This is a genomic window from Thiothrix winogradskyi (assembly GCF_021650935.1).
GTDB classification, from domain to species: domain Bacteria; phylum Pseudomonadota; class Gammaproteobacteria; order Thiotrichales; family Thiotrichaceae; genus Thiothrix; species Thiothrix winogradskyi.
Genome location: NZ_CP091244.1, coordinates 1,438,012 through 1,450,163, shown reverse-complemented (window position 1 = coordinate 1,450,163; position 12,152 = coordinate 1,438,012). Strand labels below are relative to the sequence as shown.

Here is a 12,152-nt window from a genome sequence, read left to right as displayed (position 1 = left end):
TGGAATCAGAACCCCGGCTCACAACAACTGCCGGATTTTTCACTCGCCTTAATAAGCGAGAAAAGGCCGACAGTACTTATGTACTGCCAGCCTACAAGGTATGTAAGAACTAATTGCTACGCAACACGCTCTCCCTCAATCTTACTTGAGTTCGACAGTTGCGCCTGCGTCTTCCAGTTCTTTCTTCAACTTAGCTGCGTCGTCCTTGCTTGCAGCTTCCTTCACAACGGAAGGAACGCCTTCAACCATGTCTTTCGCTTCTTTCAAGCCCAGACCAGTTGCGCCACGGACAACCTTGATAACGTTGATTTTGTTAGCACCGAAGCTAGTCATAACAACGTTGAATTCAGTTTGTTCTTCAACAGGTGCAGCCGCTTCAGCAGCAGCAGGACCAGCAGCAACAGCAACAGCCGCTGTTACGCCAAACTTTTCTTCGATTGCTGAAATCAGGTCAACGATTTCAGTAACAGTCATGTTGGCAAACGTTTCCAACATATCTTCTTTAGTACAAGCCATTTTGTTTCTCCAAAAACCTATCAGTAATCAGTCTAAGCTAATGCCAGCGGCTTCAGCTTTTTGGTCACGCAATGCAGCAAGAGTGCGAGCGAATTTATCCAACGGTGCACGCAGGACAGCAGCCAAGGTGGCCAGTGCCTGATCGCGGGTTGGCAATTTCGCCAGACGTTCCAATTCAGAAGCGGGGAGCATTTTGCCGTCGATAGCGACGAACTTTACTTCCATCTTGTCATTGGCTTTGTCTTTCTTGAAGTCTTTAATCAGGCGTGCCGCTGAGCCTGGGTCTTCCTGAGAAAACGCCAATACCAACGGACCAACCAAACCGTCTTGGATACACTCGAAAGCAGTATCTTTAACGGCGATTCGTGCCAGATTATTCTTCACAACACGCAGGTACACCCCATTCTTACGTGCGTTTTGACGCAACGTAGTGAGTTGAGCTACGGTCAATCCACGGTACTCAGCAGCTACCGCAGAATAAGCACTTGCAGCAACTGCGGCCACTTCAGAGATAATCTCTTTTTTCTCTTGCAGTGTTAATGCCACGTTATCTACTCCTGGTTTGGCGGACAATCCACCATTTATCGATCACTTGCCGGAACTCCGGCTTGCGAAGGAAACAGCGTCCCAAACCATCTTACTGACTCGGGTAACGCCATCTGCGCAGGTTCTCTACATTAGATGCAGAACCATTAAGCTTTTAAAAAACACCTGCGGTCTTTGACGACATACATCCTGTATATCTTCTTGCCTTGCGGCAGCTTCCATCCGTGGAAGCCAGAGAAAGGGACGGTCAAAACCGTCCCAATTCGATTAGTAAGACAGTGATGAATTATCGACTGTCAAACCAGTACCCATCGTAGTGGATACAGAAACTTTCTTCAGGTAAACACCTTTGGAAGTGGATGGTTTCATTTTTACCAAATCCGCCACCAAAGCATTGATATTGCCAACCAGCTTGTCAGTATCGAAATCAACATTGCCAACGGAGCAATGGATGATACCGGCTTTGTCAGTACGGTAACGCACCTGGCCCGCTTTAGCATTACGAACCGCGCCAGCAACGTCTGGTGTTACTGTGCCAACCTTAGGGTTAGGCATCAAACCGCGTGGACCGAGGATTTGACCCAATTGACCTACCACACGCATCGCGTCTGGGCTGGCAATAACCACGTCGAAATCCATCTTGCCCGCTTTGATTTCAGCAGCCAGATCATCGAAACCCACAATATCAGCACCGGCAGCAGTTGCTGCCTCAGCGTTTGCACCCTGTGCAAATACCGCAACGCGAACGGTCTTACCGTTGCCGTTTGGCAGTACAGTAGAGCCACGCACTACTTGGTCAGATTTACGTGGATCAACACCGAGATTGAAACTCACATCAACGCTTTCCAGAAACTTCGCACGTGGCAAAGATTTCAGGGTGTCCAGCGCATCAGCAACTGCATAAGCTTTAGTGCGATCGATCTTTTCAGCGATTGCCTTTTGGCGTTTAGTCAACTTTGCCATCTTACAAACCCTCCACTTCAAGACCCATGCTGCGAGCAGTACCCGCGATGGTGCGGATTGCCGCGTCCATGCTAGCTGCTGTCAGGTCTGGGGTTTTTGCTTTAGCAATTTCTTCCAACTGTGCAACGGTGACTTTGCCCACTTTGTTGCTGTTCGGCTTAGCACTACCGGACTTGATACCCGTAGCTTTCTTCAACAAAACAGAAGCTGGTGTGGTTTTCATTACGAACGTAAAGCTCTTGTCGCTGTACGCAGTAATAACGACTGGGGTAGGCAGACCGACTTCAAGGTTCTGGGTCGCAGCATTGAATGCTTTGCAGAACTCCATGATATTCAGACCACGTTGACCCAGCGCAGGACCGATAGGTGGACTTGGGTTTGCTTTACCAGCCGGAACTTGCAGCTTGATAAAAGCGATGACTTTCTTTGCCATGATACTTTCCTATAAATGGGTAATAACGCCTTACGGCTCCCCGTGATTATCTGATCAGGCTTTTTCGACCTGATAGAATTCCAGCTCAACGGGCGTTGAGCGACCAAAAATTTGCACTGCAACCAACAAGCGGCTCTTTTCGTAATTGACTTCTTCGACTACGCCGTTGAAATCTTTAAATGGCCCATCAGTAACACGCACGACTTCACCTGCATCAAAGAGGACTTTCGGACGCGGCTTTTCAGCACCCTCCTCCACACGACGCATAATGTTATCGACTTCTTTCTGTGTAATCGGCGCAGGCTTGTCTGCCTTGCCGCCGATGAAACCTAACACTTTTGGCGTTTCTTTCACCATGTGCCACGTTTCATCATTCATTTCCATTTCAACTAACACGTAGCCAGGAAAGAACTTACGCTCACTTTTGCGTTTTTGACCATCGCGCATTTCCACCACTTCTTCAACGGGCACTAACACACGACCAAAAGAGGCTTCCAAACCAAAACGCACAATGCGCTCTTCAAGCGAGCGCTTAACTTGATTTTCAAAAGCAGAATAAGCTTGAACCACATACCAACGCATTGCCATCAGACACCCCCCCCACCGAGCAGACTTCTAACGCCCCAACCCAGCAGGGAATCGACACCCCAGAGGAAGATAGACAAAATCAAAACAATGACCATCACCATCAAAGTAGTCTGCAACGTTTCAGCACGAGTCGGCCACACCATCTTACGGACTTCGAGACGTGAATCTTTCATAAAGCCCAGCAAGCGCTTACCGGACAAACTGGATAGGGCAACAGCGACCGCCACACCAACAACCAGCAATAAACCCAGTACACGCAGCAACAAAGAAACCGGCTGACCTTGCCAACTCTCAAAATAGTAAAAGGCCACAATCCCTGAGAACAGGAGTGCGAGAGAAATAATGAGCTTTACTGTGTCCAGCGACGAGCCCTGTTCTTCGGTATGTACTGACATTTATTTTTTACCAAACCTGATAGTCGAATGACTTTGGGCAATACACTGCAACATTGCAATAGAATCAATCATTTACAATTTATTATCCAAAGCCATCTTAAAAGATGGCAGGCCAAGAGGGAATCGAACCCCCAACCTGCGGTTTTGGAGACCGCCGCTCTGCCAATTGAGCTATTGGCCTGTAAAGGCAAGAAAGAGCAGAGAGGATACTCTCTACTCTTTCAAAACACAAGGCGTTATTTACGCAATGATTTTAGCAACTACGCCCGCACCAACGGTACGACCACCTTCGCGAATAGCGAAACGCAGACCGTCTTCCATCGCGATCGGGTTAATCAGCGTAACAACCAATTTAACGTTGTCACCTGGCATAACCATTTCAACACCTTCCGGCAGTTCGCAAGCACCGGTTACGTCCGTAGTACGGAAGTAGAACTGTGGGCGATAGCCTTTGAAGAATGGCGTATGGCGACCACCTTCGTCTTTAGACAGAACATAAACTTCTGCTTCAAACGTGGTGTGTGGCTTAATAGATGCAGGCTTGCACAGAACTTGACCGCGCTCAACCTCTTCACGCTTAGTACCACGCAGCAACAAACCTACGTTGTCACCCGCCATACCTTGATCCAACAACTTACGGAACATTTCAACGCCCGTAACAGTAGTGGACTTGGTGTCACGAATACCAACGATTTCGATGGTCTCGCCAACTTTAATCACACCACGCTCAATACGACCCGTTACAACCGTACCACGACCAGAGATAGAGAATACGTCTTCAACAGGCATCAAGAATGTGCCGTCGATTGCACGAACCGGATCTGGAATGAAAGTGTCGATAGCCTCGATCAAACGTGCGATAGATGGAACACCGATATCAGACTCATCGCCTTCCAGCGCCATACGCGCAGAACCTTTAACGATTGGCGTGTCATCACCAGGGAAGTCATAGCTGGACAGCAGTTCACGCAATTCCATTTCAACCAGTTCCAACAACTCTTCGTCGTCAACCAGGTCGCACTTATTCATGTAAACAACGACGTATGGAACACCAACTTGGCGAGACAACAGGATGTGCTCACGTGTTTGCGGCATTGGGCCGTCAGCAGCAGAACAAACCAGAATTGCGCCGTCCATCTGCGCCGCACCAGTGATCATGTTTTTAACATAGTCAGCATGGCCTGGGCAGTCTACGTGTGCGTAGTGACGGGTTTCAGATTCGTACTCTACGTGTGCCGTGGAGATGGTGATACCACGTGCTTTTTCTTCAGGAGCCGCATCGATCTGATCGTAAGCTTTTGACTCGCCGCCATATTTTTTGGCCTGCACAACTGTCAACGCCGCTGTCAGCGTGGTTTTGCCGTGGTCAACGTGACCGATTGTACCAACGTTTACGTGCGTTTTATTACGCTCAAATTTACTTTTTGCCATGATCGATAACTTCCCGTTAAATTCCTGAATAATTGGTGCTCTCAGGCAGAGTCGAACTGCCGACCTCATCCTTACCAAGGATGCGCTCTACCACCTGAGCTATGAGAGCAAAACCATTTTAACGACTCAGCCAGAAATTGGAGCGGGTGATGGGAATCGAACCCACGCAATCAGCTTGGAAGGCTGAAGTTCTACCATTGAACTACACCCGCCTGAAGTCGTGTGTCCGCATCGTGCCGCGTGACAATATCAATCAAGCTGAACGTGCAAACTAAAATATGGTGGAGGGGGAAGGATTCGAACCTTCGAAGGCAGAGCCAACAGATTTACAGTCTGTCCCCTTTGACCGCTCGGGAACCCCTCCGACTGGAAAGGACGGCATTGTGAGTGAATCACTCCCCAATGTCAACCTTGGAAAAGCAGAATTTTGTTATTAATCTTCGACGGCTAAACTGGTAAGTTCGTCGGCTTAATTGTTACAAAAATTAGCGGAGTCGATCATAATCCGCATCGTATACAAAAATCCAGTTTTTATTTTAGGAACCATCAATGAAAGTTACAATTTACGGTTCGGGTTATGTCGGCCTAGTCACCGGGGCGTGCTTAGCACAAGTTGGCAATGACGTGCTGTGCGTCGATGTTGATGAGCGCAAAATCAATATGTTACTCAATGGTGAAATCCCCATTCATGAACCCGGTCTCGACAAAATGGTGCAAGCCAATATTGCTGCCGGGCGTCTGAAGTTTACTTTATCAGCGGCGGAAGGCGTTGCACACGGTTTATTTCAGTTTATCGCGGTTGGCACACCACCGGATGAAGACGGCTCGGCTGACCTGCGTTATGTACTCACCGTAGCCCGCTCGATTGCGCAACACATGGACGGCTACCGCATTGTAGTCGACAAATCCACTGTCCCCGTCGGTACGGCTGACCGAGTACGTGCGGCGATGCTAGAGGTATTGGAACAACGTGCCTTCAACGCCGAATTCGACGTGGTATCCAACCCTGAATTCCTGAAAGAAGGGGCAGCACTTGACGATTTCATGAAACCCGACCGGATTGTGATCGGCACAGACAACCCTCGCACCACTGAACTGATGCGCGAACTCTACGCCCCCTTCAACCGTAACCATGACCGCTTGGTGGTGATGGACATCCGCTCTGCCGAACTCACCAAATACGCTGCCAATGCAATGCTTGCCACCAAAATCAGTTTCATGAACGAACTGGCAAATATGGCGGAACTGCTGGGTGCGGACATTGAAAAAGTGCGGGTGGGGATTGGTTCTGACCCGCGTATAGGCTATCACTTCATCTACCCCGGTTGCGGCTATGGTGGCTCCTGTTTCCCCAAAGACGTACAGGCACTGGAACGTACTGCGCGTGAAATCGGTTACAACGCCGAGTTGCTGTCTGCGGTAGAAGCGGTCAACTACCGCCAAAAAGACAAGCCGTTTGAGAAGTTGCAAAAGCATTACGGCACAAATCTGGAAGGCAAAACCATTGCAGTGTGGGGCTTAGCATTCAAACCCAATACCGATGATATGCGCGAAGCATCCAGCCGCACCTTGATGGAAACCCTGTGGAAACAAGGCTGCAAGGTACAAGCTTTTGACCCGGTAGCGATGGAGGAATGCACCCGCATTTACGGGCAACGTGACGACCTGAAACTGTGCCAAACAGCCGAGGCAGCGTTGGAAGGTGCGGATTGTCTGGTGATCGTGACCGAATGGCAGCAATTCCGCAGCCCCGACTTTGAGGCGCTCAAGTCAAAGCTGAAAGACCCGGTTATCGTGGATGGGCGCAATCTGTACTCACCCGAACAAATGGTGAAAAAAGGCATTACCTACTACGCCATTGGGCGCGGCTGCTAACCGCCCGCTCAGCGTTTAAGTGGCCCGGTATCGGTGTCGATCTTGTAAATCAGGTCGACACCCTGCTGGATCCCCGCTTGCGCCTCAACCTGTAAGTGCTTATTAATTTGGTAAGTAATCGCCACCCGTTGCAACGAATCAAACAAACCCACGACATAACGCACGTAGAGCCTTGCCCCCAAGCGCTTGCCCAACGCCAGTTCACTCTGGTCGAAATCACCATTTTTGGCTTTCAAGCTCACATCGTCTAACCCCAAACTACCGCCTAAACGTTGCGCAAGATTTTCGCCCCCCGCAATGCCCAGACCCGTAATCGCCTCCATCAGCAACGACGATTGATCGCCACTCAAGCTGGACATTGCCCGCCCAGTGAGCAAATAACTCAAGGTGTCGCTTTGCGTTTGTTGCGGGGTGGAAAACAAGGTGGACTCCGGTTGTTGCACCGTACCAGCCAGTGAAATGCCCACCTTGATGTCACCATCTGCCACTTCCCGCACCGCCCGCACATCCAGCCCCGGATTATTCAACGGACCATTGAAAATCAACCGCCCGCGCTCAATCGCCAGACGCTGCTCATAAGCCTTATACACACCATCCACGACATTGAGTACGCCTTCGGCAATAATATCCTGCCGGGTACGCAACACCCGCAATTTGCCCGTCAACCGCGCATCCAACCCAAAGCCATTGAATGTAACCTTATCGCCCAGCTCAATCACCACATTGGGCTTGATATTCAAGGGTGCATCTTTTACCAAGACCGTCGCTGGCTCACCGGCATCCGCCTTACCCGCACTACGCCCGACGATTACCACATCATTGGAACGCGCACTGGCAGTCTGCGGAATCTCCCGTAAACTCACCGTCGCTTCAGGAATCAACAAACCACCGCTAATCGCCACCTCACTGGGACTGGCTTGAATCCGCAAATCCGGGGAAACCAGCGCCTGTATTTCATGCGTATCCATCAGCCTGAGCCGATTGCCTTGCAAGCTAACATCCGCCTCCCACTTCGGCAGGTTTGCCAAGGACAACACACCGTTAGCGGTCATCAAACCATCGCCTGCCCGCAACGAACCCTTAATCGTGGCGCGTTCTGTCCCGCTGGCTTGCATGTTCAGCGTAATCGCATCCAAGGTCACACCCGCTTCTGGCAAATGCACTTGCCCCTCGGTTAAGCGCACTTCGCCATTCACCACCGGTTGTTTGAGCAAACCGCTGATTTGCACATCGCCCGCCACCTTGCCTTGCAAACGGTCAATCTGCGGCGAAAAACGTTCCAGCCAAGCAATATCTGGCAGTGCCGCATTCAAGCGGGCATTGATCCGATGATTGCCATCCGTAGGCGACAAGTCGATACGCCCATCGGCACGCAACTGCCCGTAACTCACCAAATCCAGTTGCGCCTGCACCTCCATCTGCCGATCATTGAGGCTAACATCCGCACGGGTATTGCTGTATTGCACCGTTTCGGTTTTGCCCTTGCTGCCACGCACACTGACGCTGCTATCGGGCAAGCGCAATGCGACACTCGCCACCGGCTTGCCACCACGCTGCTCAAAACGGTAATCGGCATTCGCTGTCCCTGCCACACTCACGGTATCTGGCAACCACTGACGCAACATCACCAAGGGAATTTGTTGCAACTCCCCCGCAATACTGAATCCTGCCGTGGGTGTCCACGCCGGTTTGCCGCAAGCACGCGCCCCCTTGTCACTCAAACAAATCAGCGAGCTACTAAACGCTGTAGCGGACGCTTGCAAATTAATCGGTGCAACCATCTTCCAATCACCCGCTGGTGTATCGCGCAATGTAAGGCTGGGAATCGTGCCTTGCCACTGTTCATTTTGCCAACCACCGCTGGCGATTATATCCAGCTTGCCTGACTCATGGGTCACTTGAGCACTCAGCCGATGACTCGCAAGCGTTCCCTCCCCCGTGATGGTGGCTGCCTGAATCAGGGTTTCGCCGGTTTTAAAATCCTTAAGCTTACCGTCCACCTCGTAGCGTTCACCCACTTGCTGCGCCTGCACATCCAACGCACCCAAGCGGTAATCCTGATAACGCAATTTGCTGCCGGTTAAATCCGCTTGAATCTCTGGCGCTTCCAACTTGCCTTTGAAAACACCCTCGCCCTGCAAACTGCCCTCCAACCCTTTCCACGCTTTGGCAAGGTTCTTAGCATCCACTTTCCAGCGCAAATCAAAGGGCGCGGTGGCTTGCCCGGAAACTTCCACCCGATTGCCACCCGACTCAATCACCACATCTTGCGCGGCGAGTTTGGCATCGCCCCAAGCGAGTTTCCCCTTGGCATTGAGGTCGTAACCTTCCACCTTGCCGGATAAATCCGCCACATCGAGTTGCAATTGCGAACCATCGAGCAGCCCCTGCAACGTCCCATTACCCTTGGCATTGCCGCGCAAACGTGGGTCAAGCTGTGCTAATTTTGGCGCATCTATTTGCCAGTTGATGTCGAGTTTGTCGCTGGCAGCACCATTTGCCAGCAAGCGGTTATCGCCGACTTTGGCATCCAGCGCTTGCAAATTGATAACCTTGCCGTTCCAATCGCCCTTCCCACTTATATCCACTGGGTATTCGCGCAATTTACCCTGCAAGCGCGTCACATCCAGTGTCGTTACCTGCAATTTACCCTGCGCCAATGTGCCGCCCGAACGCAATTCCACATCGAGCGTGGCAGGCCAGTCTTTAAGAAATGGCGCGGGGTTTAACTGGCTGCCTTCCACCTCGGCTTGCCAAATCAATGCATTCTCCCAATCCACATGCCCAGTGGCATTGAGCGCCCCCGCTGCACCGTTAAGCTGCAATTGCGCCACCGTAAGATCAGCAAACGAACCCTTGCCCTGCAAAGTGCCTTGGTAGCGCGGGTAATCCGCATAAGCCCAATCCGCCGTCATATCGAGGGTATACTGCAATAATTCGCCGCCCACATCAGCTTTCGCCGTGCCGACACCCCACGTTGCGCTGTTCGCATCCACAGCCACACGCAACGCCAGCTCATGCGGTTTATCCAATTGCATCGTGCCATCCAGCGCCACATCGACCTTGCCTTGTGCATCGTAAAGCTCAGCTTGCAAGTTATCGAGGTGTAATTTCCCGTTATGGGCTTGCGCATCCAATTGCACGTCGCGTAAGCGCAATGGGTGTTCACCCTGCCAAACCTCCAGTTCCTTAATACGAATTTGTTGAGCATCGAGATTCAGTGGCAATGCAATCGACATTAATTCAAACGGGCTGCTGGCTGCCGCTTCCTGACTTTCCGGCAAGCGAATCACCAGTTTATCAGCCAGCAAACGGCTTACCCGCAAGGTCGGCGGTGAAGCCACTTCCACCTGACTATCCACATCTACATTGTCAGCCTCCAATGTCGCACTGTCGCTTTCCCAGCGGATACGACTGGCTTTGAGACCTGTTGCTAGTGTGCCTTCGACGTTTTCCAGCGTAAGACCGGAGACAAAATAAGGCACATTATTAACCAGAACACGGGTACCAGTTTGTGACAACGCGAGAAAAGCCAAACTTCCCAGCACCAGCAATAACAGCAGGAAAATCACCAGCAAGGGGTTAACCAATAAATGTTTCAGCCATTGATTCACAAGTCAGGCCCCAAACTGAAGTAGAAATGTACATCACCAGGGTCATCAGTCGGCGCGGCAATATCGGCACGTATCGGCCCCAGCGGGGATTTGTAACGTACCCCGAACCCCGCCCCCACGTTCATGGTCAAATTCGCGGTATTGTCAAACGCATCGCCTGCATCCACAAAACCAGCCGCACTCCAACTATCCACAATGGGGCGTTCGTATTCAACGCTGGTAGTCAACAAGTGCTTGCCGCCTAATACATCGCCAGCGGCATTGGTTTCTCCCAAGGACTCGAAATCATAGCCACGCACCGAGCTTTGCCCTCCCGCAAAAAAACGCAGCGACTTGGGCATCTCGTCCAAATCGTTGGTCAGGGTAGTCCCTGCTGCACCTTGCAAAATCAACTTATCGCGGTTGTCGAAGGTGTGCAGATACTTTCCACTCAGCTTACCTTGCAACACACTTTGGTCGCTTAGCACGCCATCTGCCGCACCCTGCACTTCAGCCGCCACTTGCCAACCGCGCGTGGGAAACAATAAATCGTCGGTTTCGGTCTTTTTGACCCGCACCCCACCCAGCGTCAGTTGGGAACGGGTTTCCGCACCACTGGTCACGCGCGTGGTTTCGTCGAGGTAATTGATGAATACCGTTTGCTGCCAATCATGGCGGTTGCGGCGGTTATAATCCAAGCCTAGCTTGAGCGCTTCACTTTCAATACCGTTGTTATCCGTATGCCGCAAACCGCCGGAAAGACTCGCGAATTCGTGTTCTGGTTGCCACAGCGGCACTTTATAAGTGCCCTCCACCGATTGCTCATTTTGCGCCAAGATGCCTTTGGCATTGAGTTTATGACCTTTGTTGTTAACCCAGTGAGCATCCATGCCGGTTTCCACCCGAAACCCCGTATCCGTGCCGTACCCCACTCGTCCGCTATAGGTGTACCGTTTCCGGCGTTCAGCGGAAATGTCCACGGGTACACTACCGTTTTCTGCTTGTTGGTAATCACCACTGACCTGCACTTCACTGTAATAGCCGCTGCCTTCCAAAATCCGCTGCTGTTTCAATAAGTTTTCAGCATTATAGGTATCGCCCTCACGCACACGCAGGTAGCGCTTGAGGTATTTTCCTGCCAATACATCCTGTTCTACCTTGACCTTGCCCACTTGGTAACGTTTACCCGTATCAAAATGCAAGCGCACTTGCGCTTGGCGTGTATCAGGGTCAACTTGAATTTCCCGCTGCACGTATTCCGCATCGAAAAACCCTAAGCGGTTGGCAGTACTGTTGAGGCTGGCTTTAAAATCTTCGTATTTTTGGTGCACCAACACATCGCCTTTTCGGTAAGGCAATGCTGCGGTTATCTGGCGAAACTCCGGCAAATCTTTGCCCGCGCCCGTCACTTGCACCTCGATAAGTGTCACGCGCACCGGCTCGCCCGGTTGTACCGCCACATGCAACGCCAAACAATTGCCTTGTTGCACCGGAGTAACGTTAAAACGGGCGCTGTAATAGCCCATCGCCTCCGCGCCTTCGTGTAGTTTTTCTTCGGCAGATTCGATGAAACGTTGCACCCGATCGGTCGGGCTATCGCATTTGAGGTTGCGCAAGGAAGGCATGAAAGCCCGTAAATTATCCGCCAGCGCCGTATCAGCGCCCTGCACAGTAACGTTAACAGGGGATTCCGCCTGAGCCGCAGCCTCTTCTTCCGTTTGTTGGAAAAAAGCGGCATACCCCGGCGCACTTGCTCCTAATAAGCATAAGCCCCAAATGATTGTTTTCATGCTGCCGCTTCCTGATCCTTAT

10 protein-coding genes and 4 tRNA genes are annotated in these 12,152 nt (G+C 51.3%); 1 reads left to right on the top strand and 13 read right to left on the bottom strand.

All coding sequences use genetic code 11. The features are described from left to right. Window positions 1-141: 141 nt before the first annotated feature. The 11 genes from rplL to L2Y54_RS07225 all read right to left on the bottom strand — a co-directional run bounded on the left by rplL (window position 142) and on the right by L2Y54_RS07225 (window position 5,236). Complete coding sequence (rplL, locus tag L2Y54_RS07275) at window positions 142-516, bottom strand: 50S ribosomal protein L7/L12 (protein WP_236501167.1); 375 nt, start codon at window positions 514-516, stop codon at window positions 142-144. 27 nt (window positions 517-543) lie between these two features. Then, window positions 544-1,062, bottom strand: a complete 519-nt coding sequence (rplJ, locus tag L2Y54_RS07270) for a 50S ribosomal protein L10 (protein ID WP_236501165.1) — start codon at window positions 1,060-1,062, stop codon at window positions 544-546. Window positions 1,063-1,329: 267 nt separating this feature from the next. Then, complete coding sequence (gene rplA, locus L2Y54_RS07265; protein WP_236501164.1) at window positions 1,330-2,025, bottom strand: 50S ribosomal protein L1; 696 nt, start codon at window positions 2,023-2,025, stop codon at window positions 1,330-1,332. Between the two features lies 1 nt (window position 2,026). Continuing rightward, window positions 2,027-2,458, bottom strand: coding sequence for a 50S ribosomal protein L11 (rplK, locus tag L2Y54_RS07260; protein WP_236501163.1), 432 nt, complete (start codon window positions 2,456-2,458; stop codon window positions 2,027-2,029). Window positions 2,459-2,512: 54 nt separating this feature from the next. Then, window positions 2,513-3,046, bottom strand: a complete 534-nt coding sequence (nusG, locus tag L2Y54_RS07255; RefSeq protein WP_236501162.1) for a transcription termination/antitermination protein NusG — start codon at window positions 3,044-3,046, stop codon at window positions 2,513-2,515. Next, a complete protein-coding gene (gene secE / locus L2Y54_RS07250) occupies window positions 3,046-3,441 on the bottom strand; it encodes a preprotein translocase subunit SecE (protein WP_236501161.1) in 396 nt (131 codons plus the stop codon). Before secE ends, nusG begins: the two co-directional genes overlap by 1 nt. A 105-nt stretch (window positions 3,442-3,546) precedes the next feature. Next, window positions 3,547-3,622: transfer RNA gene (locus tag L2Y54_RS07245), tRNA-Trp, on the bottom strand. Between the two features lie 59 nt (window positions 3,623-3,681). Next, window positions 3,682-4,872 (bottom strand): elongation factor Tu, encoded by a 1,191-nt coding sequence (tuf, locus tag L2Y54_RS07240; protein ID WP_236501160.1) that lies wholly within the window; start codon window positions 4,870-4,872, stop codon window positions 3,682-3,684. Between the two features lie 33 nt (window positions 4,873-4,905). Next, window positions 4,906-4,981: transfer RNA gene (locus L2Y54_RS07235), tRNA-Thr, on the bottom strand. Between the two features lie 29 nt (window positions 4,982-5,010). Further along, window positions 5,011-5,084 (bottom strand) — tRNA-Gly (locus L2Y54_RS07230). A 67-nt stretch (window positions 5,085-5,151) separates the two neighbouring features. Beyond that, window positions 5,152-5,236 (bottom strand) — tRNA-Tyr (locus L2Y54_RS07225). A 185-nt stretch (window positions 5,237-5,421) separates the two neighbouring features. On the opposite strand from L2Y54_RS07225, the gene L2Y54_RS07220 reads away from it, so the two are divergent. Continuing rightward, window positions 5,422-6,747: a UDP-glucose dehydrogenase family protein gene (locus L2Y54_RS07220; RefSeq protein WP_236501159.1), complete on the top strand. Its 1,326-nt coding sequence runs from the start codon at window positions 5,422-5,424 to the stop codon at window positions 6,745-6,747. 8 nt (window positions 6,748-6,755) lie between these two features. Here L2Y54_RS07220 and L2Y54_RS07215 read toward each other — a convergent pair whose 3' ends face one another. After that, on the bottom strand, window positions 6,756-10,361 hold the full coding sequence (locus L2Y54_RS07215) for a translocation/assembly module TamB domain-containing protein (protein ID WP_236501158.1): 3,606 nt from the start codon (window positions 10,359-10,361) through the stop codon (window positions 6,756-6,758). Then, complete coding sequence (locus L2Y54_RS07210) at window positions 10,358-12,130, bottom strand: autotransporter assembly complex protein TamA (RefSeq protein ID WP_236501157.1); 1,773 nt, start codon at window positions 12,128-12,130, stop codon at window positions 10,358-10,360. Before L2Y54_RS07210 ends, L2Y54_RS07215 begins: the two co-directional genes overlap by 4 nt. Window positions 12,131-12,152: the final 22 nt, after the last annotated feature.